Origin of the sequence: Leeuwenhoekiella sp. CH_XMU1409-2, assembly GCF_037029365.1 — a bacterium.
Classification (GTDB): Bacteria; Bacteroidota; Bacteroidia; order Flavobacteriales; family Flavobacteriaceae; genus Leeuwenhoekiella; species Leeuwenhoekiella blandensis.
Genome location: NZ_JAYMEI010000001.1, coordinates 286953 through 312787 on the forward strand (window position 1 = coordinate 286953; position 25835 = coordinate 312787).

The following is a 25835-nucleotide window of genomic DNA, read 5'->3' on the forward strand; positions in this document are numbered from 1 at the left end:
TTATACCGACTAAACAAATTAATTGCATTGGATCCTGACCCCCCAAGTTTATTAATTATTCAGCAAGGTTTTTCTATGACCACGGTTGTAGAGATCATTGCGGTTCTTATTTTACTTATTTGCTCGGCATTGATCAGTGGTACAGAAGTGGCTTTTTTTGCACTTACTCCAGCTGATCTTGAACTTGATGTAGAGAAGCAAACCAGAAAACAAAACCTGGTGGTGCGTCTTCTTGAGAAGCCCAAAAAATTACTTGCGACTATTCTTGTGGCAAATAATTTTATAAACATTGCGATCGTCCTCATTTTTGCCAGCCTCGGTGAAACCCTCTTTGCCGGTCTTGAGCAGTATCAATTCTGGATCATTAACCTTCGCTTTCTAGTTGAAGTTGTCGCGGTTACTTTTTTGATCTTGATGTTTGGCGAGATTTTGCCTAAGGTTTATGCAAGCAGAAATAAGGTGCAGTTCTCTGGTCAAATGGCTTACCCGATGGTGGTTTTAGATACTTTGATCTCCCCGTTGAGCGTTCCTATGCGCGCAGTTACTTTGTTTTTGCAAGACCGATTTGGTAAGCAAAAAGCTAACATTAGCATAGATCATCTGGGGCAAGCGCTTGAGCTTACCAGTGAAGAAGATACCTCGATCGAAGAGCAAAAAATTCTTAAAGGTATCGTGAGTTTTGGTAATACCGATACCAAGCAAGTGATGAAACCGCGTATGGATATTTTTGCGCTTAATGAAGAATTGACCTATCAGGAAGTGATTCCGTTGATAATAGAAAATGGGTATTCGCGTATCCCTGTTTTTACTGAAAACATTGACAATATTGCCGGGATTCTTTACGTAAAAGATTTGCTTCCGCATATTGACAAAGAAGACTTTGCGTGGACGAGCCTGTTGCGCGATCCCTACTTTGTTCCCGAAAACAAAAAGCTTGACGACTTGCTTAATGAATTTAAAGACAAGCGTAATCACCTCGCGATCGTTGTTGATGAATATGGCGGAACAAGCGGATTGATCTCTATGGAAGATATTATCGAAGAAATCGTGGGAGACATCAGCGATGAGTTTGACGACGAAGATATTATCTTCTCAAAACTTGATGATAATAACTATATATTTGAAGGTAAAACTTCACTGAAGGATTTCTATAAAGTTATCAAGTTAGAAGACAATACTGCTTTTGAAGATAACAAAGGAGAGGCTGAAACGCTAGCCGGTTTTTTACTAGAAATTTCTAAAGGTTTTCCGCGGAAGAATGAGATACTAAATTTTGAACATTATGCGTTTACTATTGAAGTAATCGATCAAAAGCGTATCAAACAAATTAAGCTTACGATTAAAGATATCGATTAGCTGTAAATACAGTCTCTTGAAGCAATTCAGTATTTATTTTTTTACCACTTTTTTGTGCGTGAGTTTATTCTCGTGCAAAGAGGATGTGTTGCCTAAACCAGATGGTTTTTTGGCGCTCAATTATAGCGAGCCAAAGTATATAGATTATGGAAGTGCCGATTGTCCCTACGGATTTATGAAAAACACCAAAGCAGTTGTGCGTTATAAAAGCGATTGCTCTGCAGTGCTTGAATATCCTGAGATGAATGGGGCATTATATCTTACCTACAGGCCGGTAGAAAATAATATTAAAGAATTGCTCATTGACGCGCAAAAACTCACCTATGAGCACGTTGTAAAAGCCGATAATATTGCCGAAGAAAAGTATGTAAATGAGTATCACGGCGTCTACGGTATGTTTTACGATGTGGCGGGTAACGCGGCTTCTCAGTCTCAGTTTTATGTGACTGATAGTACTTCGCATTTCATCACAGGCTCTATTTATTTTAATGTAACTCCCAATTACGACAGTATTCTACCTGCGGCGGCTTATCTTAAAAACGACATTAGGCATTTAATGGAGTCCCTCCGCTGGAAGAAATAATAGCTTCACGATGCTATTCTGACTTTTAAATCTCAATTTTGCAGCCTCAAAATAGAGCTATGCAGGCATCTAATAAAAAGTGGCTATATCTTTTCATTCTTTCCTTGATCTGGGGTACCTCGTACATCTTGATCAAAAAAGGTTTGGTGGGTCTTACCCCTTTACAGCTTGGAGCATTTCGCATCATTTTTACAACAATTTTTCTTTTTCTTATTGGTTTTAGATCACTGTTTAGAATTACAAAGACACAATGGGGTTGGGTGGCGTTAAGTGCGCTGCTGGGTACTTTTTTACCGGTGTTTTTATTCGCTTATGCCGAAACGCAAATCGACAGCAGTATTGCATCGATCTTAAATTCTTTAGTGCCGTTATTCACTATTTTTCTTGGCTTTTTGCTGTTTAAGATAGCCTTTACACGCAATCAGGTGGTAGGTGTGATTCTGGGATTACTGGGTGCGGCCATTCTTATCTTTCAAGGAGCAGAAGTGAATCCTGATCAAAACTACGTTTTTGCAGGTTTGGTGGTTATTGCGGCCTTATGTTATGCGGGTAATGCCAATATCTTGAAGTCAAAACTTCAAGAGGTTTCTTCGCTGGCTATTGCAGTAGGAAATTTTAGTGTTATGCTTATTCCTGCGGTAATCGTGCTTTATTTCGCCGGTGGAATGCAGCTCGATGTTGCAGAACCTGCGATTAGAAGTTCATTGCTGTATATTGTGATTTTGGCATTTTTCGGTACTGCATTGGCTAAAATTCTATTCAATAAATTGGTTCAAATCTCTTCTGCTGTGTTCTCAACTTCAGTAACCTATTTAATTCCGATAGTGGGCATTTTTTGGGGATTGCTTGATGGTGAGCGTTTCACGTTGATCCATCTCCTAGGAGCCGGCGTTATTTTAACCGGTGTTTATCTGGTGAATGCCAATAGAAAACAAAAAAAGACCAACAGTTAAGTTGGTCTTTCTTGATTTATTAGTTCCACCGAAGGGTTTAAACCCCTTACCTATTTGGCAAAAACCTACTTTTTACTGAAAGTCAGCGTCACTCACACCTTCATTAACTTTAATCTCGGTAAAAGTAAATTCGATGTTTTGAGGTCCCATCGATTGTGAAAGTTTGTGAGGGAATAACACACCGCCTACAGACTTATAATCGTCAAAAAGCATAGTTTGTACAAAGGTTTGTCCTTGCATTTGTTGTGTTGTTTCTTCCTTCAGTTTTAAGCCGCTTTCAGTAGCATAAAATGCTTTCTTAGCATCTGTCAATTGAATTACGTAAGCATCTTTACCATCTACTTTTTCAACGCCTTTTAATGTGATCGTTTCATCGCCTAGCATTGCCATTTCAGGAATGATAGCAGCTTCTTTTTTAAGGGCTTTTATTTGCTCTGCTGGCAGGTTCATTGTTTGTCCTTGTTTAGAAACTGAACCAGAATCCCCGTTAAGTACTTGTTTAGACATTACATTACCCATGACAGAGATTTCCTCTAAATACTGGTTATTGCTCGTCTTTTTGATGGTAAGTTTAAGCGGTGTTCCTTGCACGCTTCCTTCTCCCAACATCATTATAGAATTGATACCGGCAACAGCCTCTTGACCACCAACGGCTTCAATATAACTGTTGAAAACGTCTGTAGCTGTAAGGCCTTCTGGCATTGCTACTTCATAAGAAGGCTTTGCTACATTGTTGGCATTTTTGTCATAATATTTTACCGGAATGGTTTTTCCGTTAAAGCTTACCTTTTCTAAGTTTTCTAGAACCTCACTGCCTTTTCCTGCGATCACGATGCGGGCATTATCACTTAAAAAATACTTTTTAGCAACACGCTGTACGTCTTCAATAGTAACGGCGTTGATCTTGCTTAAATAATTCTGATAGAAATCTTCAGGAAGACCTTCGGTTTCTTTGTTAAGCGCAAAACGTGCGATAGTACTTGGCTGCTCTAAAGAGCGCACAAAACTACCTATATATTTAGCTTTTGTATTTTTAAGATCCTTTTCAGTAACGGGTTCTTGACGAATCTTGTCAATCTCTTCTAGGAACGCAACTACAGAGCTGTCTGTCACCATATTTCGCACACTTGCTGAAGCGCTAAAAGAAGTCTTGCCGTATTTGTCATTATTTATACTGGAATAAGCGCCATAGGTATAGCCTTTATCTTCTCTAAGGTTTAAGAATAAGCGGCCTTCTCCACCGCCACCCAGAATCTGATTGGCCATCAATGCCGGAAAGTAATCTGGATCACTCATTTTAAGATCAACAAGATTCTCAACAATTACCTGAGATTGTACTGCATTAGGCATATCAACAAAATTGATTTCGGTAGTTGCAACATTTTCTGGATTCGAGAAATCGTTGCTTAATGCAGCTCCTTTTTTCCAATCTTTAAAATAGGTAGTTACCCAGTCTTTAATGTCTTTATAGTCAACATCTCCTACCACAACGAGATAAGCGTTATTTGGGATAAATGCCTTGTTGTAAAAAGCCTTAGCGTCAGCAAGAGTAATACCTTCAATACTCTCTTGAGTTTCAAACTCCCCTTTAGGATGGTCTTTACCATAAAGTAAGGCACGGCTCACTTTACCAGCAGCAGCTTCTACACTTTTTTCATTGGTTTTTAAACTTTCAATAAGGATCTCTTGCTCTTTTTCAAATTCTTCTTGTGTGAAATTTGGGTGAATAGCAGCGTCTGCAAGAAGTTCAAGAATGCGTTCTGCATATTGTGAAAGTCCGCCTGCGGAAGCATATTGAGAACCAAAATTCATACGAGCTCCCATATAATCTACTTCCTCATTAAAATCATCTTTGCTGATGTTGGCAGAACCTTTTCCTAGCAAAGCGCCTGATAAGGCTGCAGCTCCTGTTTTTTCTCCTTCTGCAATAGGTGGATTGTCAAGCGTTAGTGTGTAGGATACGCGTGGTAATTTGTGGTTTTCTACAACAATAACTTTGAGTCCGTTTTTTAACGTGAAGGTTTCCGGTTCGCTAAGATTGATCTCAGGTGCAGGTCCCGGTTTTGGTTGTGTGCTTCGGTCTATTTGTGCAACAGCACCAAGGCTGCAGATAAATAGTAAGCTAAAGAATATATTTTTCATCTAAATTATATTTTATTTTCGTTTCTGAAGATTAAGCGGTAGAGCTTTCGATTATTGCTCTTCTTTTTTAGGAAGATATTCTACTTCTACGCGTTGGTTAGGCTTTAGGTATTTGTTTGCTACTTCCTTAATTTCTTCCCGTGTGATAGAACGATAGATTTCGATTTCAGAATTGATCAGGTTTGTGTCATCATAAAGCATGTAGTTGCGTGCTAAAGTATTTGCAATACCAGAAACACTTGAATTTGAATTCACAAAATTGGTTTCAGCCTTATTCTGTAGTTTTTCATAATCAGATTCAGAAATAAGTTCCTTACGCAGTTTTGCAATTTCTTCTTCCATACCTTCAAGAAGGGTGTCTAAACTGGTTTCGCCTAGCGGAAGACCAAAAATGATGTACATGCCATAATCTTCTTGCTCGAGATTGATCGCTCCGATCTGCAGGGCTTTCTTCTCATCGTCAACCATTTTCTTATAAAGCTTAGAGCTTTTTCCGTCGCTTAAGTATGAAGAGATCATATTTAAAACATAAGCATCGCGATCGCCGTAGCCCGGTGTGCGATATGCAGTAAGAATCGCAGGAACCTGAATATTTGAATCATAAAATTGGGTGCGCGTAGCTTCTGTAATAGGCGTTTCGGTAGGATAACTACGCTCAAGCTCTGGTCCGCTAGGAATAGGCCCAAAATAATCTTCGATCATTTTTTTAGTTTCATCAACTTCAATATCACCGGCAACTACAAGCACTGCATTGTTAGGCTTGTAATATTTTTTGAAATAGTCTTGAAATTCCTGAAGTGAAGCCGCATCAAGATCTTCCATGTAGCCTACGTTAGGATCTTTGTATGGGTGATTCTTGAAAAGCTGTTCGCTGATGGCAAACAAGAATTGCCCGTATGGAGAGTTGTCGTAGCGAAGACGACGTTCTTCTTTTACCACCTCATTTTGCGTGTCGACCCCATCTTGTTTAATGATTGGGTGCAGCATGCGTTCAGATTCCATCCATAATCCTAATTCCAGATTATTTGAAGGGAATACCTCATAATAATACGTACGGTCTTGAGAAGTATTGGCATTATTGGTTCCGCCGTTTGAACTTACGATCTCAAACCATTTTCCGTTTTCAATATTTTCAGTCCCTTCAAAGAGCAAATGCTCAAAGAAGTGTGCAAAGCCGGTACGGCCATCTTCGCGATCTTTACCACCCACGTGATACATAACAGAGGTTGTAACCACAGGTGCAGTATTGTCTTGATGTAGGATAACATGTAGCCCGTTGTCAAGATCATATTCTTCAAATTCTACCTCTTGCGCCTGAATAGTAAGGCTCATTGCAAGAATTGAAGCCAGTGAAAAAAACGTTTTTTTCATGAAAAAGAGTATTTATTTTGTTTCGGTTATACGTAAGTTAAAGAATGCCTTTGTTACACGCTGCCTCAACTTTAACATTAATGATTATGTTTAATTGTTTTAGAGGTTAATTAAACAAAATTTAAGGTGACTTCACTAAATTTAACAAGATGTTAGCTGATATTGAGTGATTTAATAGTGAAATTTATAAGGAATCAAAAAAATAAAGTTATGCTTAAAATCGCACTTCCTATACGTTTTGGCATCGCCATATCAGCTGGTTTGATCGCCTATTTTCTTGTTTTAGCCTTATTTGGGCTACATACAAACCCATTGTTTAGTCTATTTAACGGGGTAATTACCGGTTTTGGGATTTATGAAGCCATCAAGTTTTATAAGCTAAGTAAAGGCAAAGATTTTGAATACGGAGATGGTTTTTCTGTGGGCGTAGTGACCGGCTTTGTCGCAACTATTATTTTCACGGCCTTTTTTGGTCTGTATGCAGGAAATATCAATCCGGAATTTCTAAGCAATATGATCACCGCCTGGGAAACTACCTATAATACAAGTCTGGGTAGTGTTATCTTTGTAGTCGCTATTATGGGTTTTGCGACAAGTACCGTACTCACCCTCAGTTTTATGCAATTATTTAAACCAAGCTGGAATTTAAAGAAGAAGCCTAAAACTTCACAGGCTTAAAATTACATTATACATTTGTATTGTAAGTAAATAGCTGTATATTTGCGCCCTCTTAAACCAGAAGGTTTGAGAATTTTAAAAACTATTTTTTAATAATTACGCTATGTACGCAATTGTAGAGATAGCAGGGCAGCAATTTAAAGTTGCAAAAGACCAGAAGGTTTTTGTGAACCGCTTGGCAGGAGAAGAAGGAGACGAAGTTTCTTTTGATAAAGTTCTTTTGGCAGGAGATGGTGACAACATCACTTTAGGCGCCCCGGCTATAGAAGGAGCTCTAGTAGGAGCAAAGATTTCACGTCACTTAAAAGGAGACAAAGTAATTGTTTTCAAAAAGAAAAGACGTAAAGGTTATAAGAAGAAAAATGGTCACCGTCAATCTTTAACTGAGATTGTAATTGGCGATATTTCTTTAAAAGGAGGCAAAAAAGCTGCTCCTAAAGCTGAGAAAAAAGAAGAAGCAAAAGCTGAATCTTCTGATGATTTAAGTAAGCACACTGTAGCTGAACTTAAAGAAATGGCTAAAGAACAAGGTCTTGAAGGATATTCTTCAATGAAAAAAGCCGAATTAATTGAAGCTTTAAGTAAATAATAATCTACTAAAAACTTAAAATAAAATGGCACACAAAAAAGGAGTCGGTAGTTCGAAGAACGGTAGAGAATCAGAATCGAAACGTCTAGGTGTTAAGATTTTTGGTGGTCAAGCTGCAGTAGCAGGTAACATCATCGTTAGACAACGTGGTAACACACATCACCCAGGTGAAAATGTTTACGGTGGAAAAGATCACACTTTACATGCTAAAGTAGACGGTATCGTTAAGTTTACTAAAAAGAAAGACAACAAATCTTATGTATCTGTAGTTCCTACTGCAGAAGCTTAAGAAACGTTTGTTACTAGTATAGAAGCCTCATTGTCGCAAGAGACAATGAGGCTTTTTTTTTTGGCGCCGACAGAGGTTCAAATACTCCTAGGCTTGCCTCGAGGTAGTTTACGGTTCTGATTTAAACTTAATCTAATAATCAGGTAACATTAGACCGGTATATTGCTCGATTAAGCAGAAGCAATGTTGAGGTATTTCTTTTTTATCATCGTTTTTTTAGCGACTAGTGGTCTTCAGGCGCAGCAAAATAAAGAGCGTTTTCTCATTTTTGAAGATTCTGTGTTCTATGCGTACAAGAGCCGATTAGATTCGGCGAAAAAGAGACAAGATGAAAAGGAATTAAGTCTTGCGCACTTAGATTTAGCACGTTTTTATAAACAGAGTCAGATCTACACAGAGGCGGTCACGCATTACAATGCAGCGCTTACCAAAAATGCAAATCACAGCAGTCAGTTTGCCGCGACAGTAAAAAATGAGCTGGCAGAAATTTACATTGCCCTTAGTAACTACACAAAAGCAGCAGAACTTTTAAATAGCAGTTTAGGGTATTCTGAAAAACAACATTTTTTACAGCTTCAGGCAAAGAGTTACCAGCTTTTGGGAACTTGCTGGGAAAAGCAGGAGCAGCCTGAAAAGGCACTGACTTTTCAGCAGCGAAGTTTACAAATCTATAGAGATCTTAAAGATGTTCAAGGAGAGGCTGCTGTTCTTGAAAACATTGGTAGTATTTACGAGGATCTTGAGGATTATGATAAGGCCTATTCCTATTTTGAGAAAGCCTTCAGTTATTTTAAAAATGCGGGAAATGAAGCGCAGGTCAACGCATTAAATAACCTTGCTGATGTCTACCGAAAAAAGGGAAACTACGCGCAAGCCATTGCTAAAACTCAAGAAGCTTTAGCCCTGGCTGAGACCTATAAAAATGCTCATCAGGTTGAAAGCGCGTATAAAGATCTGGCAAAAGCATATGCCTTATCCCAGGATTTTGAGCAGGCACATCATTATGCGTTAGCCTATCAAGATCTGGTAGAAAAGCAATTTTATTCTCAAAACTTTAATCAGCTTAATGCCTTGCAAACGGTATACGATACCAAAGAAAAGCAAGCGAAGATCGATTTGCTTGAGGCAAAAAACAAAACGGCACAGATTAAGTTTGTTGGACTGTTGCTGCTCATTATTGTTCTCATTGCTACAACAGTGCTGTTTTTTTATGTTCAGAAAAGAAAAAGACAAGCAAGATTGGACGTTGAGTTGTACAAACAACGCGCACTAGAAGCAGAACTAGAAACCAAAGCAGCTCACGAACAAAATCTGCAAAATCAAATTCAGCTTAAGACCGCTGCGCTTTCTAAATACAGTTTGAGTTTGGCTCAAAAGAACAAGCTGCTGGAGGAAGTTTCGGGTACGCTACAAAAACTGAGTACACGCAAGCGAATGGATATTCCAAGCAAACTTCATGAGCTTTCTAATGATCTCAATGTGCATTTGCAAGAAGAGGACGAGTGGGATCAGTTTATGAGTTTGTTTGATGAGATTCATCCAGATTTTACAAAAAAGCTTAATCAGATCGCATTACAGAAATTAACAGCAACAGAGCTTCGGTTGTGTTTGCTGCTTCGATTGGGGCTTTCTTCAAAAGAAATCGCTTCCGTACTGCGCATTACACCAGATAGTGTGCGTGTGGCGCGCTACCGTCTTCGTAAAAAATTACCGCTGGAGAGTCAGGACGAACTCGTAACTTTTATGTTAAAGTTATAGAAACGCCTCTTGTTTTGCTTCAAGGTTATGCCTGTGTAAACTTTAGGTAATTGTTGCCTTGTTGTAGCCTGCAATTTCTTGATTCTTTACAATTTGTTAGACTTTAGTTTAGCCCGTATTTAAAGGGCTCAGGTAAATTTGGTGCAAACAAAACATCAAAAACATGAAAATAATTACTAGTCTAAAGTTGCTTGTTGTAACGCTACTTTTTACCTTAAATTATTCCGGATTATCTGCACAAGAGGGCATTATTCAGGGGGTAATTACAGATGAATACGGTATCAATGTTCCGGGTGCCGCGGTGATGATAGATGACCTTAATAAAGGAGCTGTTTCTAACCAAGATGGGAAATTTACCTTTGTTGAAGTTCCTGAAGGAAACCACACGCTTACCATAAAATATTTAGGTTTCGCAGATTTCACTAAAGAGGTGATGGTTAATGCAGGCAAAACCACCTCGGTTTCTATTTTATTGGCTTCAGAAGAAACGCAACTCGACGATGTGCAACTTGTAGGTTTTAGCGCAGGCGGTCAGGCAAGAGCATTGAACACACAAAAAAACAATGTAAATATCACCAATGTGGTCTCTACAGATCAAATCGGGAAATTCCCTGATGCCAATATTGGTGACGCGACAAAGCGTATTCCGGGGATCACGATGCAAGTAGATCAAGGGGAAGCGCGTAATATAATCGTGCGTGGTCTTGCACCACAATTAAACTCGGTAACCTTAAACGGAAGCCGTATTCCTTCGGCAGAAGGAGATAATCGTAACGTGCAGATGGACCTTATTCCTTCTGATATGATCCAGACTATTGAAGTGAATAAAGCGGTAACGCCGGATATGGATGCAGACGCTTTAGGTGGATCTGTAAACTTGGTGACACGTTCTACGCCGCAGCGTTTTAGACTTTCGGCAACGGGTGGTTCAGGAGTTAATTTTATTACTGATAAACGCATCTTAAGCGGATCGTTCTTAGTAGGTGATCGTTCAAAAAACAAGAAGTTTGGTTGGATGGTTTCAGCATCGATCAACGATAATGACTTTGGAAGTGATAATGTTGAAGCAGAATGGACAGACACTTTTGAATATACCAACGCTGCCGGTGAAGAGGTGGAGATGGAAGTGAATCCGTACGCGAATGTTTATGAGAATCGCAAATATTTAGTACAGCGTGTGCGACGCAGTTTTTCAGCAAATTTTGATTATAACTTTGATGAAAACAATGAGATCTATTTAAAAACGATGTATAACTGGCGCGATGACCGCGAGAATAGATTCCGTTTTGAAACCGAAGTTTTAGATGCAGAAGACATTATGGAAGGCGATTTTGAGATCGTAAACGGTACACCTGCTCGTTTTCCGGTAGAAGCAAAACGCGAGACTAAAGGTGGTATTCCCGGTGGAAGAATTCAAAACAGACGTCTTGAGGACCAGCGTATGCAAAACTATAGTTTAGGCGGAAATCACCTTTTTGGAAACCTGAAGTTCACGTGGATGGGTTCTTATGCAAAAGCTTCAGAAGAGCGTCCTAACGAGCGTTACTTAGTGTATGCTACCGAATACGGAATCAATAACGAGATCAACGACACGCGCAAACCTATTCATACGCCAGCTGCTGCAGAAGATTTCAGCGAATTTGAATTAGACGAGCTTACTGAAGAATACCAGTTTACTGAAGAAAAAGACATCAATTTCTTTGCAAATTTTGAACTTCCTGCAGATTTCTTTGCTCAGGGTGATGGTAGCGTGAAATTTGGTGTGCGTGGCCGTTTCAAAAATAAAAACAGAGCCAATAACTTCTTTGAATATTCACCGCTTACCGGCGCTTTAGACAATCTTGCGATGGTAGATCAGCGTATTTATAATGACAATGATTTTCTGGCAGGAACAAAATACAATCCGGGAGTGTTTGCTTCTCCGGAATATTTGGGAAGTCTTAATTTAAATGATGCTGCTGCTTTTGAAGGTGAAGCACTTCCTGATGAATATCTTGGTGACAACTTTGATGTGACCGAAAATGTATACGCCGGTTATGTGATGACCAATCAGAAACTTTCTGACAAATTGAGCGTACTTGTAGGTCTTCGTGTTGAAAATACGCGCATAGAAAGTACGGGTAACAACTTTGACGTGGACGAGCCGGAAGCTTTTACACAAATCAACGACGAGAGTTCGTATACTAACGTATTGCCTGGTGTACATTTTAAATACAACGCTTCAGAAAATACGGTGTTACGCTTTGCGTGGACCAATACATTAGCGCGACCTAACTACATCGACCTTGTACCTTACAGACAGCGTGAAGATGATGAGGTTTCCATTGGTAATCCACAGTTAGATCCTACTACTTCGATGAACTTCGATTTTATGGCTGAGAAGTATTTCAGTTCTGTGGGTATTCTTTCGGGAGGTGTGTTTTATAAAGACTTAAATGACTTTATTTACACGAGCGTTTCAGAAGAAGAAAGTACGGGTTATGAATTGTACCAGCCGCTTAACGGAGATAAAGCGCGTATTTTTGGTGCAGAGATTGCCTTTCAGCGTCAGCTTGATTTCCTTCCGGGATTCCTTAAAAACTTTGGGATTTATGCTAACTATACCTACCTAAATTCTGAAGCAAAAGGTATTGCTAACGAAGACGGTGATATGCGCGGAGACCTTGACTTGCCTGGTTCTTCACCTAATATGTTTAACGCGTCGATCTCGTATGCAGATAAGTGGTTTAGCGCGCGTCTTTCAGGAAATTATTCTGATGCATATATCGACGAATTAGGAGGTAACGCTTTTGAAGATCGTTTTTATGACGAGCAGTTTTTCTTAGACTTTAACGCGACTGTTTTCTTGTCAAGAAACCTTCAGGTGTATGCTAACCTAAACAACATTACTAACCAACCCTTACGTTACTACCAAGGTGCTAGAAACCGTACTATGCAAATGGAATACTACAGCACGCGTTTAACTTTTGGTGTAAAATATGATTTATTCTAGAATGAGAAATTTAAAGTATATCGCCGCCATAGGCGCGGCAGTGGTTTTATTTTCCTGCGGAAGCAAAAAATCGCAACTGCCAGAAATTAAACCGGATATTATTACCGAACACGTAAAGTATGATACCGATGATCCTGCGATCTGGATCAATCCGGAAGATGCGTCGCAAAGCATCGTTTTTGGTACCGATAAGGACACAGATGGTGGTATTTTTGCCTTTGATCTTGAAGGAAAGATTATTCCTGAGAAATCAATTCCCAATATTCAGCGTCCTAACAATGTGGATTTGCGTTACGGTTTTCCGGTAACCGATTCTACACAAACCGATATCATCGCGTTTACCGAAAGAGAGCGTAAAATGTTACGTATTTATTCGGTGCCTGATATGCAACCTTTAGACGGTGGTGGTTTTCCGGTGTTTGCTGATGACGCTAATGAGGAATTTCAGTATCCTATGGGTGTGAGTTTGTACAAATCGGCTGCTGACGGAGCATTCTATGCGATTGTTGGCCGTAAAACAGGACCTTTAGAAAACTATCTGTATCAATATAAGATCACAACTCAATCAGACAGTCTGGTAGGTTTTGAGTTGGTGCGCAAGTTTGGAAACTTCAGCGGTAAAAAAGAGATCGAAGCTATTGCTGTTGATGATGCGCTGGGATTTGTGTATTATTCTGATGAAGGAGATAGCGTAAAAAAATATTATGCAGAGCCTTCTAAAGGAAATGAGCAACTCGCCGCATTTGGTCAAGAAGATTTCTTAGAAGATATTGAAGGGATCGCGATCGCAGCTTACGAGGACGGAAGTGGGATGATCATTGTGTCAGATCAGCAGCAGGGACAATTCAATATTTACGACCGTAAAACCAATGAATTGATCAATGTATTGAATCTCACGACAACAGAAACCGATGGTTGTGAAGCGGTCACCGTGCCTTTAAATGACACCTTTAAAAACGGCTTGTTTGTCGCGATGAATGACGACGGAACCTTTTACTATTACGACTTGGGTAAGCTGAAATAAAGGCTGCCTCAAATCATAGTTCATAAAAAAACCCGCCAATTTTGGCGGGTTTTTGAGTTTTTAAAATAATACGGATTATAATCCTGGGTAGGTTCCGGTAATGATTTCGATACCATCAATAACCCAACCTACGATAAAGAATCCTGCGGTTAAGATAAAGATGATGTTCCATAAAATAGGACTGCCTAAATACCATCTGTGTGCTGCAAAGGCTCCTAAAAATAACCAAAGTAAGATGGCAACGGTTTGACGATCTGCCGCTACAGCAGCAGGAGAAATAAGTTCGCTTGAAGCTTCAGCAGCAGCGTTAACTTCAGTGGTTGCTTTTGCTACACGCTCTACAGGAAAGCCGGCAAAAGTTGTTGTTGAAATCATTAGCAGAAGTGCCAGTGAAAAGATAATTTTGAAATTCATAAGATCTAAGTTTAATTAAACTATCATAAAAAGTACGCTATTTTGAGAAATCCTTCCTTTCGATTATTCCTGTTTTTGATATGTTTAACTTTTACAACTGCGCTTCAGGCACAGGAATATGAGTTCTTTGGCGTCATCAAATTAAATGATACTTCCTTCATTAGTTACAAGGTTTTGTTTGACCGTGTCAACGATTCTATACAAGGATATTCTCTTACCGATTTTGCCGGAAAGCACGAAACTAAATCAAACATTAAAGGCTATTACAATGAAGATGAAAACCTGCTAAGCTTTGAAGAATACGACATTGTGTACACAAAGTCACCTGTTGTACAAAAAGATTTTTGCTTTGTAAACTTTGAAGGAAAGGTGCGCAATTTAGATCGGGTCAAAGCCTTCAGCGGAGATTTTAAAGGGCTGTATGCAGACGGTACTTCTTGCCTCGACGGAATGATCATTGTAAACTCTGGTCAGGAGGTAAAAAAGCGTGTTGAGAAAATAGATAAAGTGGTACAGCGTTCCCGTAAATTTTCAGATTCTATTAAGAAAAATATCAAGGTAGCTAAGGTGCTTGACACCCTCACACGTAACATCATTGCAAAAGATGAAAACCTGAATATTTTCACGCGCGACCAAAAAATAAAACTCGCGATCTATGATGCGGGAAAAGAAGATGGCGATGTGATCAATCTTTATGTAGATGACAAACCGGTTTTAGAAAATTATACGGTGCTGCACGAGATCAAATACTTAGAATTCGATCTTGAAAATGTAGAAACTAAAATTAGAGTAGAAGCGGTAAGCGAAGGAACTTCGTCTCCCAATACTGTGCGATTAGAAGTGGAAGACAGTCGCAATTTTGTGCGTACCATCACCAATTTAAAAGAAGGAGAACACGCGCAAATGACGCTGGTAAAAAAATAACCCCCGCAGTACTGCGAGGGTTTTATAGCTTAATCTCTTAATTGTAGAATTAATTTTAGTATCTGTAATACTCCGGCTTGTAAGGTCCTTCAACGGTTACACCGATGTATTCAGCTTGCTCTTCGTTAAGTTGCGTCAACTCAACACCTATTTTTTCTAAGTGTAAAGCAGCAACTTTCTCATCAAGATGTTTTGGCAGCATATATACTTTATTCTCGTAGTTGTCGCTGTTTTTCCAAAGCTCGATCTGTGCCAAAGTTTGGTTAGTAAACGAGTTACTCATCACAAAACTTGGGTGACCGGTTGCGCAACCTAAGTTTACCAGACGTCCTTCAGCAAGAAGAATAATATCTTTCCCGTCGATGGTATATTTATCAACCTGAGGTTTGATCTCGTCTTTAGTGTCACCATAGTTTTCATTTAACCAAGCAACCTGGATCTCATTATCAAAGTGGCCTATGTTACACACGATGGTTTTGTCTTTCATCGCCTTAAAGTGCTCAGCACGTACGATATCTTTATTTCCGGTAGTGGTGATCACAATGTCAGCTTTGTCAAGAACCGTTTCTAAACGCTTTACTTCAAAACCATCCATTGCCGCTTGTAGCGCACAAATAGGATCAATTTCGGTAACGGTTACTATAGAACCTGCACCTCTAAACGAAGCAGCGGTACCTTTACCTACATCACCATAACCACAAACCACAACGCGTTTTCCTGCAAGCATTACATCGGTAGCACGACGTATCGCGTCTACTGCACTCTCGCGGCAACCAAATTTATTATCAAACTTAGACTTGGTTACACTGTCATTCACGTTGATCGCCGGCATAGGCAACGTGCCTTTGTTCATACGCTCATATAAACGGTGAACTCCGGTAGTGGTTTCTTCAGAAAGACCTTTAATTGCAGCAGCAAGTTCTGGGTATTCATCAAGAACCATATTGGTTAAATCACCACCGTCATCAAGAATCATATTTAACGGCTCGCGCTCTTCCCCAAAAAATAAGGTCTGCTCGATACACCAGTTAAATTCTTCTTCGTTCATTCCTTTCCAGGCATAAACCGGGATTCCTGCAGCAGCAATTGCAGCAGCAGCGTGATCTTGAGTAGAGAAAATATTACAAGAACTCCAGGTAACATCTGCACCTAGCGCTACAAGCGTCTCGATTAAAACAGCGGTTTGTATGGTCATATGCAAACAGCCCGCGATACGAGCACCTTTTAAAGGTTGTTCTGCGCCATATTCTTCACGCAAAGCCATAAGGCCAGGCATTTCAGCTTCGGCAAGTTCTATTTCTTTTCTTCCCCAAGCTGCCAAAGAAATATCTCTGACTTTATAAGGAACGTACTGCACGGTTTTCGTTGACATAATCTTATATTTACAATTCTTATTTTTTGCAAAAATACGTAATATCTACTAGTTAACGTGCCACTTTTCAAAACTATAACGCCCAATCCTAGCACTCAGGTTTACATCTGGAAGGTGGAAGAATCTGTTGAGACCTTGTCTGAAAATGTGAATCTTACACAACATTGTCAGGCGCGTTTTGAAAGTATGAAATCGCAATTGCATCAGCGCGGATTTTTAAGCATACGGCACTTGTTGCACGTGGCCGGTTATACCGATCACGATCTGTATTACACCGAAAATGGTAAGCCGCATCTTAAAGATGGCAAATACATTTCGATAACGCATTCTTACAATTTTACCGCGATTATCGTGAGTGCAACGGTTGAGGTAGGCATTGATATTGAAATGCAACGCGATAAGATCTTGCGCATCGCTTCCCGTTTTACACCACTCAAAGAATACCGAACCTTGGCAAATGATGATGCAGTAATTAGAAAGCTTACGATCGTTTGGGGTGCTAAAGAAGCATTGTATAAGATTTACGGAGTGAAAGGCTTGAGTTTTCTTCAACACATCAACGTTACCAATTTTGATTTTGAGGATTATAAAACCGATGCGGTAATCAATTACCACGGAAAGCACAGCAAATATGCTATTGATTTCCTGGAGTTTGAAGGCTTTACATGTGTTTATGCTCAGGCATTATGATCGAAAAATTAGCGCATAGCGGAACCAGTATTTATTCAGCGCTTTTAAAATCGATTGAAGCTGAAAAACCGCTTTTTGCCATACTTTTTGATCCCGAAGAACTTTCTGAAACGTTTTTGACGCAGCAGCTTTCAAAGCTACCCGAATTCACTACACACATTCTCGTTGGGGGAAGCACCGCTACACAAGCACAAACACAGGTCGCGGTTAATTTGATCAAACAAAAAACTTCTTTACCGGTGCTTTTGTTTCCTGGAGATTACCGGCAAATAACTGCAGCGGCAGATGGAATTTTGTTCTTAAGTCTTTTATCTGGAGAAAATCCGGAGTATTTGATTCGGCAGCAAATACAATCTGTGGGAAAATTGCGTGCTTCAGCCTTAGAGATCATTCCTACCGGATATATTTTAATCGATGGTGGAAAACAAACTACGGTAGAACGCGTGAGTCAAACGCAGGCGATTCCGCAAGAGTTGGTGCAACGCATTGTAGACACAGCGCTGGCGGGAGAATATTCAGGTAAAAAACTCATTTACCTCGAGGCCGGAAGCGGCGCGTTAAATCCTGTTTCCGAAGAAATCATTCAAGCCGTAAAAGACGCGATTTCTATTCCGCTAATCGTAGGTGGTGGCATACGAAGTCAATTAAAACTTGAAGCTATTTATGCAGCGGGAGCAGATCTCGTTGTGGTAGGAACGGCTTTTGAACAAGGAAATTTTTAGTATGAGTGCAGTATTTGATTTTTTCTTTGGGCAATATGCAGATTATGAGACCTCATCAATAATCCTCGAAATTATCGCGGTGATTTTTGGATTGCTTTCTGTGTGGTATTCCAAACAAAATAACATTCTCGTTTATCCAACGGGGATGATAAGCACGTCGATTTTTGTGTATTTATTACTCAAATGGGGACTTCTGGGAGATATGATGATCAACGTATATTATTTCTCGATGAGTGTTTACGGCTGGTATGTCTGGACGCGAAAAGTAGATGAAGAACATGTAACTCCAATCGCAAGAGCTACGGCGAAAGAACACCTGTGGTCTGTAATAATTTTTGTGGCTACCGTGCTTTTTGTATTTGGCGTCTATACCTATTTTGAGAAGTGGACGAGCTGGACGGCTTATGTAGATACTTTTACCACAGCAGTATTTTTTGTTGGAATGTGGCTCATGGCAAAGCGTAAAATTGAAAACTGGATCTACTGGATCGTGGGAGATATAATCTCTGTACCACTGTATTTTTACAAAGGTTTCACATTTACCAGTTTTCAATATCTTATTTTTACGGGACTAGCTATTTATGGTTTTGTCGCTTGGAAAAAATACCTCAACAACAGTCCGGTTCCTGCTTAAAAATCGTGCTTTTCGGTCCCGAAAGTTCCGGGAAAACTACGCTTGCAAAAAAGCTTTCTGAATATTACCAAGGCACTTGGGTGCCAGAATTCGCGCGGGAATACCTTCAGCAGAAGTGGGATGCTGAGCAGAAGATTTGTGAGCCTCAGGATATCTTGCCCATTGCGATTGGCCAGATGAAGCTTGAAAATGCAGCCGTAAAATCCGAAAAAAAAGTAGTATTTTGTGACACAGACCTTTTAGAAACAAAGGTTTATAGTGAAGCATACTACGATGGCTGGTGTGACGATGAAGTTGCTAAAGCAGCTTTAGAAAACACCTACGATCTGTATTTGCTTACGTACATAGATACACCCTGGCAGGCAGATGATTTAAGAGACCGGCCAGATCAACGAGAAGAAATGTTCGCCTATTTTAAACATTCTTTAATTAAACACGGCCGCCCCTACCTGCTTGTTAAAGGAAGTTTAGAAGATCGAATGCAATTAATAACCAACCATTTAAATTCTTTACTCAATTGAATTTTACAGACCAAGAAATCAACGAAATCAAAGATCACGGTTTAACTCCTGAACAAGTTAAATCACAAATTGATCTTTTTACAAACGGGGTACCTAATGTCAAACTTGTTGCGCCGGCAACAGTTGCAGACGGGATTTTTAAATTGTCTGATGCCGAAGAACTTTCGTATTTAGACTATTATGAAGATAGAAAATCAGAACTCGATCTTCTAAAATTTACACCGGCCTCAGGAGCTGCGAGCCGTATGTTTAAAAAGATCTATCAGTTTTTAGAAGACTATGATGCTTCAAAAGAAACGATAGACGAGTACCTCGAGCGCACTGATGATGATCATATGCAAGCATTTTTTGCTGGCTATAAAAAGTTTCCGTTTTACAACCACATTATCGATGGTCTTGATGAGGAAACAAAAAAGGATGAAAACGCAACAAAATATGCTTTTATCAAAACGATGATGGCTGAAGATGGGGAGAACTACGGTAATCTGCCTAAAGGTCTGATTCCTTTTCATTACTACGGGGCATATATGGCAACCGCTTTTGAAGAGCATTTGCATGAGGCAGCAGCCTATGCGGCAAAAAATGGTCAAGCCGATTTACATTTTACAGTTTCACCAGAGCACAAGGAGGCTTTTGAAAAGGAGTTTGACGCCATTCACGCTTCTGTGAGCAATACGACTAATGTGAATTTTGATGTTGATTATTCCTTTCAAAAGCCTGAAACCGATACGGTGGCGGTTACGATGGAGAATAAATTGTATCGTAAAGCAGATGGTTCTTTACTCTTTAGACCCGGCGGACACGGCGCACTTATCGAAAACCTAAACGATGTAGATGCAGACGTGGTTTTTATTAAAAATATTGACAATGTTTTGGTTCAGGATAACATCCAGGTATTGTCTAGAACAAAGCGTTTTCTGGCCGGTTTACTGCTAAAAAAGCAAGAAAGTGTTTTTAAATATGCCGAACTTTTAGATAAAGATTCTATTTCTGAAAGTGAATTGGCAGAGTTGGTGAAGTTCTTAAAAGAAGATTTCAGTACGCGTATTGATGAGGCTTATGCATCTTTTTCTAACGAAGAAAAGAAAAGTTATTTAAAGGAGCTTCTAGATCGTCCTATTCGTGTGTGTGGGATGGTAAAGAATGAAGGCGAGCCGGGCGGTGGCCCGTTTTGGGTTGAAGATGAAAGCGGAAAAGTAGCGCTGCAAATTATTGAAAGCGCTCAGGTAAATGACAAAGACGACCAGCAAGAAGCGATCTTTAAAAATTCTACGCATTTTAATCCGGTAGATATTGTTGCCGGAGTGCGCAATTATAAAGGCGAAAAATACAATCTGCTCGATTATGTAAACCCTGATCTGGCTTTTATCGCATATAAAACCGATGGTGGAAACGAAATTAAAGCCTTAGAACTTCCGGGCTTATGGAATGGTGCCATGGCACGCTGGAACACGCTTTTTGTTGAAGTGCCTCTGGAAACGTTCAATCCGGTTAAGACGGTAAATGATTTACTGAAACCATCGCATCAGGCAGGAGCGTAATGAATAAGGAAGCGCTCTTTCAGGAATGTGATTTTAAGGCAGTTCGTAGTAGCGGCCCGGGCGGGCAACACGTAAATAAAACATCTACAAAAGTTATGTTACATTGGAGTCTTAAGGACTCCAATGTTTTTTCTGAAGATCAAAAGCAGCGTTTATATAAACGCTTACAAAACAAACTTACCACCGATGATCAATTGGTTTTGTCTTATGATCAGAGCCGCAGTCAACATAAAAATAAAGATGAGGTTTTTAAAAATCTCGTTAGACTTTTAGAAAACGGACTCCTAAAACCGAAGCGTCGCAAAAAAACAAAGCCTTCTCTGGCTTCTAGAAAACGCAGGCTAGATTCTAAAAAGCGCAATGCCGAGAAAAAAGCCAATCGCAAACCGCCTTCTTTCTGAAGAATTGAAAGTATTTTAAATAAATTCTTTAAAAGTGTGGATTATGTCCACACTTTTTTTGTGGAATTCTCTTTTTTCTACAGAATCCTTTTTGAAATGTATTTCTGTCAAGATTCACATTTACAAGGTTTTAATGGGTTTGACCGAAGCTTTTTTGATGATGGTATGATTTTGCTACTTATCTAAGCGAACCTTTGATGTTAAAGGTTTTAAAATCAGATTAAACACATTAAAATATAGAATCATGAAAAATTTAGTAATGACCGTAGCAGCAGCTGCAACCATGTTGTTTGCAGCAGAAAATGTAAACGCACAAGAAGGCGAAGAGGTAGCAGTAACTACCACAGAGTTGCAAGCACCGGTAGAAGGATACACCAAAATTGATGTTGCAGATCTTCCAGATACGGTAACCAAAGCGGTAGCAGAAGATAAAGAAGGGGCTAAAGTCACAGAAGCTTGGGTTGATGCCGAAAACAAGACGTTTAAGTTAACCTTAGAAGCTGAAGACGCAGAACCAGAAACTGCATATATTAATGCAGCAGGTGAATGGATCGAGCCAAAAGAGTAGGTTAGGTTTCCCTAATTTGAGTTTTTAATACTAGAGTGGTTAAAAATTCAAATTTAAGCCCCGGCGTGAGTCGGGGCTTTTTTATTGGCGCCACAAAAGGTTTTGATATTTTCAGTATTGCCTAGACGTAGTTTACTTATCACGCCTAAAAATCCTTAACTTTTTTTTACGAATTAAATGTTTACCACAGTGGGTGGTATTTGTACTTTTATCGATACCGCTAAGGGAGTTTGAGATTCCTAGGCTCGCTTCAAAATAGATTACCTAAAACTAATTGATTTGTCAAAAATCTTACTAATAGAAGATGACGTAGCATTTTGTAAAATGCTTGAAACCTTTTTATCAAAAAAGGGATATGAGTTGATTAGTGCTTTTGCAGCCGGCGAAGCCTATAAGATCTTGGCGAATCACGCAGTAGATTTGGTGATTACAGACGTGCGTTTGCCTGATGATGACGGCCTTAGTATTCTTAAACATATCAAGGAAGATTATAATAACATACCGGTTATTCTTATGACCGGTTATGCCGAAGTAAATAAGGCGGTTGAAGCGATGAAAGAAGGGGCCTTTGATTATATTTCAAAGCCGGTGCGTCCAGACGAACTCTTAAAGATCGTTGATAAAGCTTTACAAGCTGAAGCTGAAGAAGAGCCGAAAACTTCAAAAAAAGCTCCCAAGTCAGCAACTGCTGCACCACAAGCTCCAACCGGATTCATAAAAGGAGTAAGTGATGCCTCGGCAAAACTAAATCAATATATAGATCTGGTTGCGCCTACTAACATGTCTATTCTTATAACTGGAGATAGCGGTACAGGTAAGGAATATGTTGCAAAAAGCATTCACGATAAAAGTAAGCGTCAGGCTCAGCCGTTTATTGCGGTAGATTGTGGCGCAATTCCTAAAGAAATCGCGGGGAGCGAATTCTTTGGTCATGTCAAAGGTTCGTTTACAGGAGCCGTTAACGATAAAGTGGGGCATTTTGAAGCAGCCAATGGCGGAACCCTTTTTTTAGATGAAATAGGCAATCTTTCTTACGAACTTCAAGTGCAATTGCTTCGGGCTTTGCAAGAGCGAAAGATCAAACCTGTTGGAAGTAATAATGAAATTGCAGTAGATATTCGAGTGGTCGCAGCAACCAATGAAGACCTTGAAGAAGCGGTGAAGGAAGGAGATTTTAGAGAAGATCTTTACCATCGTCTGAATGAATTTTCAATTGAAGTGCCGCGTTTGCGGGAGCGTCAGGAGGATTTGATGCTTTTTATAAATCTATTTCTAGATCAGGCCAATAAGGAGCTGGAGAAAGAAGTAGAAGGCTTCAGTCCGGATGCGGTGGAAGCCTTGATTCAATATTCGTGGCCGGGCAACTTGAGAGAGTTGAAAAACATCGTAAAGCGTATGGTGCTGTTGGCTCCTGCAGCTGTGATTCCGAAGGAATTGTTACCACGGGAAATTCGTGTGGCCATGATTGAAGATAAAAAAGACGATTACGCATTATTCAACGCAAAAAATGAGCAGGAGCGCATTTTAGATGCTCTTGAAAAAACCGGCGGAAATAAAAGCAAAGCCGCTCGTCTGCTTGATATAGATCGAAAAACGCTCTATAATAAACTGAAGCAATACGACATTAAGCTATAACATTTTGCTTCAAAGCTTCCAAAAGCGCTTCAGTTTTTTGGATGCTTTGTGTTATAATACGTTGTATTTCCTGCTTTTTCCTTTGAGCTAACTCTGGATTTTCTAATTGTTCTAGTAGTGCAATTACCTCATTTGCTTCAAGCTGGCGCATCATGGGTGAAATTTTGTGTGCAATTTGATTGATTTGCTCCGGGTGCGCTCGATGCTTGTCCAGCTCAATCAAACTTGCTGAGGTGCTTTCAACAAAAACGCTAAGAATGCTTTTTAACGAATCGTCATCGTCTGCGGTGAAGGCTTTGAGTTGCTTCAGGTCATAAAGATCGCTAGATGCGCTTGCTTTTGTGGCTATAGTGATATTCTCTTTTTCTTCAATTTGAGTACCGCCAAAATCTTTTAAAATGTGCAACAACGCACTGGGTCTGTACGGTTTTTTTAGATTTTCGGAGAAGCCAAAATGCTTATAATCGGCCTGTTTTAAGGTTTCATTTCCGCTTAAAGCAATCACCGGAATATCTTGTAATTCAGTGTTTGACTTTAGTGTTTTTATGAATTCAATACCGTTCATCACCGGCATCTGAATGTCTGAAAGAATAAGGTCGTATGTGTTTTTATTAATCAGTTCTAGTGCTTCTTTTCCATTAGAAGCGGTATCTATTTTTAAGTCGAAGGGAGCCAAAGTAGCTTTAGTAAGTTGTTGCTGAACAGGCTCATCATCTATGATCAAGATACTTTGAAGCCTGCCGAGATGAACTTCGGAAAGATCCTGGTCAAAAGCTGCTGGTTCTTGATGTTCAGTTTGCTCCACAGGAACGATTAAAGTAAACGTACTCCCTTTCCCCGGAATACTTTTCAGCTGAAGTTTTCCCTCTAATAATTCGGTTAATTTCTGGGAAATAGATAAACCAAGACCAAAACCACCATACTTGCGCTGGGTGGTTTCTTCGGCTTGTGAAAACTCTTTAAAAATAAGCTGTTGCTTCTCTTTAGGAATCCCGCAGCCGGTATCAATTATTTTAAATCTTAGGTTTTTTCCGTCTTTGTGCAGTGCGACAGTGATGCTTCCTTCTTCGGTGAATTTATACGCGTTGGTGATGAGATTCGCGAGAATTTGTTTGATCCTAAAAGGGTCGCTTAAAAAGATAGTGTCCAGTTCATCGGGAATTTCAGTATGAACTTCAACTCCGGTTTTTAAAGGTTGTGGTAAGCTTACGACGATTACATCTTCAATCAACTTTTTAGGATTGAAGGGTACTTTTTCAACGCTGATTTTTCCGGCTTCCAGCTTTGCAAAATCCAGCAGGTCATTGACCAGTTTTAAGATGTAATCGCCAGATTTTTGTACGGTGTCTAGATACCGCATTTGCTTGGCATCTACAGCGGTTTTTTTCAGCAAATCGGTAAAACCTAGAACCGTGTTTAAGGGCGAGCGCATATCGTGCGTTATGGTTGCCATCAATTGCTCTCTACTTTTTAAAAGCGATTGGGCTGTCGCATTGCTTTCTTCGAGTTCCCGACTGTATTGCTGGCTGCGTGAAGCATCCTTAAAAATCATAATCACAAATCCGATAGCAAGCGAAACACTAAGGATCCCAATGATCTTCAGCGTTTTTGAAATCTCTTGAATTCTACTGTTTAAGAGGGCTTCACGTTGTCTGGCAGTGAATGTGCCTTCACGTTCTAAAGTGCTTAAAAGATTGCGTATTTTAAGGTTGATGCTGCGGTCGTTCGCCAGCAGAGTATTCTCCCGGTTTATAATGTCAAGTTCCAATTCCTTCTTACGCTCTTCGATTTTGGAGAGCGTTCTACGTACGGTTTCTGCCATCGATTTGAGGCCTTGATCTTCGTCTCGCGTGTCTTTGCGTATGTATTCATTAAAATCTACAATCACACTTTTGATATAAGGATCAACCGAATCTAAGCGCGGATCGTTCTCATAATCTTCAAAGTAAATATCTTCTTTTACGAGTTCGTCAAGGGCTTCGTCGTAATAATTACGCGAGTATTGTTCATCGCGTAAACGCACCATCGCCTTTATATTGCTCGTTTTGTTTGAGAGTAGCATTTTGATACTATCCAGCTGCTCGTTCTGCTCTTTGGTTTCTGTGAGGCGTTGTAGGGAATCGAGCTCTATTTTTATACTGTCAACCAGCACCTGATATTCTTTAAACTGTTGTTGCGAGCCGGTAGCCATTGCAGTCCTACCTATGGTTTCAGCCTCATAAAGATAACTCAGTGCATTGCTGGTAAAGGTGAGTTTTTGATTGGTCGCCTGCTCTTTTTTAGGCGGGTAAATAAAAGTTTTAAGCTGTGGATAAATAAAATAAATAGCGACCGATACCAGCAAACCAATCATGATATAGCCGGTAAGGACCTTGAGGGTGATGGATCGCTTGGTGTTCTTCATAGAATTTTAAAATTAAGATTCGCTTAAACAAAAGCCCTTAATTTTTTGATAAAAGCATAATTATTGTTTTACATTTGCGCCCTAAATCTCAAAGGGGTGCTTAAACTTCTGTTTTAGAGCAGAAAGCGAGCTGAGATCATACCCAATGAACCTGGGCAGATAATGCTGCCAAGGGAATCGCTTAAAAAAGCGGGTGACGACCTGCGTGTTTTTAAGCAACATTGCATATTAACTTATAGTAACACAGAATAATTGCCCCTTTTATTCGTAAAAA

23 protein-coding genes are annotated in these 25835 nt (G+C 39.7%); 18 read left to right on the forward strand and 5 right to left on the reverse strand.

The annotated features are described in order from the left end of the window. Nucleotides 1–27 precede the first annotated feature (27 nt). Genes WA338_RS01195 through WA338_RS01205 form a run of 3 tightly spaced genes read left to right on the forward strand, consistent with a single transcriptional unit; the run spans nucleotide 28 to nucleotide 2892 of the window. Nucleotides 28–1356, forward strand: a complete 1329-nt coding sequence (locus tag WA338_RS01195; protein WP_009778555.1) for a gliding motility-associated protein GldE — start codon at nucleotides 28–30, stop codon at nucleotides 1354–1356. A 16-nt stretch (nucleotides 1357–1372) separates the two neighbouring features. Beyond that, entirely contained in the window at nucleotides 1373–1939 is a 567-nt protein-coding gene (gldD, locus tag WA338_RS01200) for a gliding motility lipoprotein GldD (RefSeq protein WP_050759307.1), read from the forward strand. 59 nt (nucleotides 1940–1998) lie between these two features. Continuing rightward, on the forward strand, nucleotides 1999–2892 hold the full coding sequence (locus WA338_RS01205; protein ID WP_272987072.1) for a DMT family transporter: 894 nt from the start codon (nucleotides 1999–2001) through the stop codon (nucleotides 2890–2892). 72 nt (nucleotides 2893–2964) lie between these two features. On the opposite strand, the gene WA338_RS01210 is transcribed toward WA338_RS01205, so the two are convergent. Both WA338_RS01210 and WA338_RS01215 read right to left on the reverse strand, forming a co-directional pair. Further along, on the reverse strand, nucleotides 2965–5034 hold the full coding sequence (locus tag WA338_RS01210; protein ID WP_336091725.1) for an insulinase family protein: 2070 nt from the start codon (nucleotides 5032–5034) through the stop codon (nucleotides 2965–2967). A gap of 51 nt (nucleotides 5035–5085) precedes the next feature. Beyond that, on the reverse strand, nucleotides 5086–6405 hold the full coding sequence (locus tag WA338_RS01215) for a M16 family metallopeptidase (RefSeq protein WP_336091726.1): 1320 nt from the start codon (nucleotides 6403–6405) through the stop codon (nucleotides 5086–5088). A 210-nt stretch (nucleotides 6406–6615) separates the two neighbouring features. Here WA338_RS01215 and WA338_RS01220 point away from each other — a divergent pair, with 210 nt between their 5' ends. From WA338_RS01220 to WA338_RS01245, 6 genes are all read left to right on the forward strand, one after another. After that, complete coding sequence (locus tag WA338_RS01220; protein ID WP_009778561.1) at nucleotides 6616–7083, forward strand: DUF4199 domain-containing protein; 468 nt, start codon at nucleotides 6616–6618, stop codon at nucleotides 7081–7083. A 103-nt stretch (nucleotides 7084–7186) separates the two neighbouring features. Further along, nucleotides 7187–7672: a 50S ribosomal protein L21 gene (gene rplU / locus WA338_RS01225; protein ID WP_272987067.1), complete on the forward strand. Its 486-nt coding sequence runs from the start codon at nucleotides 7187–7189 to the stop codon at nucleotides 7670–7672. A gap of 25 nt (nucleotides 7673–7697) precedes the next feature. Next, entirely contained in the window at nucleotides 7698–7961 is a 264-nt protein-coding gene (rpmA, locus tag WA338_RS01230) for a 50S ribosomal protein L27 (protein WP_009778563.1), read from the forward strand. 183 nt (nucleotides 7962–8144) lie between these two features. Further along, nucleotides 8145–9719 (forward strand): tetratricopeptide repeat protein, encoded by a 1575-nt coding sequence (locus WA338_RS01235; RefSeq protein WP_009778564.1) that lies wholly within the window; start codon nucleotides 8145–8147, stop codon nucleotides 9717–9719. A gap of 163 nt (nucleotides 9720–9882) precedes the next feature. Next, nucleotides 9883–12711, forward strand: coding sequence for a TonB-dependent receptor (locus tag WA338_RS01240; protein ID WP_009778565.1), 2829 nt, complete (start codon nucleotides 9883–9885; stop codon nucleotides 12709–12711). Nucleotide 12712: 1 nt separating this feature from the next. After that, on the forward strand, nucleotides 12713–13735 hold the full coding sequence (locus WA338_RS01245; RefSeq protein ID WP_336091727.1) for a phytase: 1023 nt from the start codon (nucleotides 12713–12715) through the stop codon (nucleotides 13733–13735). A 75-nt stretch (nucleotides 13736–13810) separates the two neighbouring features. On the opposite strand, the gene WA338_RS01250 is transcribed toward WA338_RS01245, so the two are convergent. Then, entirely contained in the window at nucleotides 13811–14149 is a 339-nt protein-coding gene (locus WA338_RS01250) for a TM2 domain-containing protein (protein WP_009778567.1), read from the reverse strand. A 42-nt stretch (nucleotides 14150–14191) separates the two neighbouring features. Here WA338_RS01250 and WA338_RS01255 point away from each other — a divergent pair, with 42 nt between their 5' ends. After that, on the forward strand, nucleotides 14192–15073 hold the full coding sequence (locus tag WA338_RS01255) for a hypothetical protein (RefSeq protein ID WP_154648884.1): 882 nt from the start codon (nucleotides 14192–14194) through the stop codon (nucleotides 15071–15073). 55 nt (nucleotides 15074–15128) lie between these two features. Here WA338_RS01255 and ahcY read toward each other — a convergent pair whose 3' ends face one another. Then, complete coding sequence (gene ahcY / locus WA338_RS01260; protein ID WP_009778569.1) at nucleotides 15129–16445, reverse strand: adenosylhomocysteinase; 1317 nt, start codon at nucleotides 16443–16445, stop codon at nucleotides 15129–15131. A 57-nt stretch (nucleotides 16446–16502) separates the two neighbouring features. Here ahcY and WA338_RS01265 point away from each other — a divergent pair, with 57 nt between their 5' ends. The 8 genes from WA338_RS01265 to WA338_RS01300 all read left to right on the forward strand — a co-directional run bounded on the left by WA338_RS01265 (nucleotide 16503) and on the right by WA338_RS01300 (nucleotide 23157). Continuing rightward, nucleotides 16503–17135 carry a 4'-phosphopantetheinyl transferase family protein gene (locus WA338_RS01265; protein WP_040532470.1) on the forward strand — a complete coding sequence of 211 codons (633 nt, stop codon included), beginning with the start codon at nucleotides 16503–16505 and terminating at the stop codon, nucleotides 17133–17135. After that, nucleotides 17132–17857, forward strand: a complete 726-nt coding sequence (locus WA338_RS01270) for a geranylgeranylglyceryl/heptaprenylglyceryl phosphate synthase (protein WP_009778571.1) — start codon at nucleotides 17132–17134, stop codon at nucleotides 17855–17857. Before WA338_RS01265 ends, WA338_RS01270 begins: the two co-directional genes overlap by 4 nt. Nucleotide 17858: 1 nt before the next feature. Continuing rightward, nucleotides 17859–18491 (forward strand): nicotinamide riboside transporter PnuC, encoded by a 633-nt coding sequence (gene pnuC, locus WA338_RS01275; protein ID WP_009778572.1) that lies wholly within the window; start codon nucleotides 17859–17861, stop codon nucleotides 18489–18491. Nucleotides 18492–18496: 5 nt separating this feature from the next. Continuing rightward, complete coding sequence (locus WA338_RS01280) at nucleotides 18497–19012, forward strand: AAA family ATPase (protein ID WP_009778573.1); 516 nt, start codon at nucleotides 18497–18499, stop codon at nucleotides 19010–19012. Then, the gene (locus WA338_RS01285) at nucleotides 19009–20553 is read left to right on the forward strand and encodes a DUF4301 family protein (protein ID WP_009778574.1); all 1545 of its coding nucleotides are present in this window, start codon (nucleotides 19009–19011) and stop codon (nucleotides 20551–20553) included. The genes WA338_RS01280 and WA338_RS01285 overlap by 4 nt, the downstream gene beginning before the upstream one ends. After that, a complete protein-coding gene (arfB, locus tag WA338_RS01290) occupies nucleotides 20553–20954 on the forward strand; it encodes an alternative ribosome rescue aminoacyl-tRNA hydrolase ArfB (protein WP_336091732.1) in 402 nt (133 codons plus the stop codon). Before WA338_RS01285 ends, arfB begins: the two co-directional genes overlap by 1 nt. 244 nt (nucleotides 20955–21198) lie before the next feature. Further along, nucleotides 21199–21522, forward strand: a complete 324-nt coding sequence (locus WA338_RS01295) for a hypothetical protein (RefSeq protein WP_009778577.1) — start codon at nucleotides 21199–21201, stop codon at nucleotides 21520–21522. Between the two features lie 279 nt (nucleotides 21523–21801). Next, nucleotides 21802–23157 (forward strand): sigma-54-dependent transcriptional regulator, encoded by a 1356-nt coding sequence (locus WA338_RS01300; RefSeq protein ID WP_272987052.1) that lies wholly within the window; start codon nucleotides 21802–21804, stop codon nucleotides 23155–23157. Here the strand turns inward: WA338_RS01300 and WA338_RS01305 are convergent. Then, nucleotides 23147–25561 carry a hybrid sensor histidine kinase/response regulator gene (locus tag WA338_RS01305; protein ID WP_336091735.1) on the reverse strand — a complete coding sequence of 805 codons (2415 nt, stop codon included), beginning with the start codon at nucleotides 25559–25561 and terminating at the stop codon, nucleotides 23147–23149. The genes WA338_RS01300 and WA338_RS01305 overlap by 11 nt on opposite strands. Between the last annotated feature and the right edge of the window lie 274 nt (nucleotides 25562–25835).

Coding starts and splice junctions, on each gene's coding strand:
- WA338_RS01270 (WP_009778571.1), top strand. CDS start 17,132: ATGATCGAAAAATTAGCGCATAGCGGAACCAGTATTTATTCAGCGCTT.
- ahcY (WP_009778569.1), bottom strand. CDS start 16,445: ATGTCAACGAAAACCGTGCAGTACGTTCCTTATAAAGTCAGAGATATT.
- WA338_RS01295 (WP_009778577.1), top strand. CDS start 21,199: ATGAAAAATTTAGTAATGACCGTAGCAGCAGCTGCAACCATGTTGTTT.
- WA338_RS01215 (WP_336091726.1), bottom strand. CDS start 6,405: ATGAAAAAAACGTTTTTTTCACTGGCTTCAATTCTTGCAATGAGCCTT.
- pnuC (WP_009778572.1), top strand. CDS start 17,859: ATGAGTGCAGTATTTGATTTTTTCTTTGGGCAATATGCAGATTATGAG.
- rplU (WP_272987067.1), top strand. CDS start 7,187: ATGTACGCAATTGTAGAGATAGCAGGGCAGCAATTTAAAGTTGCAAAA.
- WA338_RS01220 (WP_009778561.1), top strand. CDS start 6,616: ATGCTTAAAATCGCACTTCCTATACGTTTTGGCATCGCCATATCAGCT.
- WA338_RS01210 (WP_336091725.1), bottom strand. CDS start 5,034: ATGAAAAATATATTCTTTAGCTTACTATTTATCTGCAGCCTTGGTGCT.
- arfB (WP_336091732.1), top strand. CDS start 20,553: ATGAATAAGGAAGCGCTCTTTCAGGAATGTGATTTTAAGGCAGTTCGT.
- WA338_RS01205 (WP_272987072.1), top strand. CDS start 1,999: ATGCAGGCATCTAATAAAAAGTGGCTATATCTTTTCATTCTTTCCTTG.
- rpmA (WP_009778563.1), top strand. CDS start 7,698: ATGGCACACAAAAAAGGAGTCGGTAGTTCGAAGAACGGTAGAGAATCA.
- WA338_RS01305 (WP_336091735.1), bottom strand. CDS start 25,561: ATGAAGAACACCAAGCGATCCATCACCCTCAAGGTCCTTACCGGCTAT.
- WA338_RS01235 (WP_009778564.1), top strand. CDS start 8,145: ATGTTGAGGTATTTCTTTTTTATCATCGTTTTTTTAGCGACTAGTGGT.
- WA338_RS01240 (WP_009778565.1), top strand. CDS start 9,883: ATGAAAATAATTACTAGTCTAAAGTTGCTTGTTGTAACGCTACTTTTT.
- WA338_RS01250 (WP_009778567.1), bottom strand. CDS start 14,149: ATGAATTTCAAAATTATCTTTTCACTGGCACTTCTGCTAATGATTTCA.
- WA338_RS01245 (WP_336091727.1), top strand. CDS start 12,713: ATGAGAAATTTAAAGTATATCGCCGCCATAGGCGCGGCAGTGGTTTTA.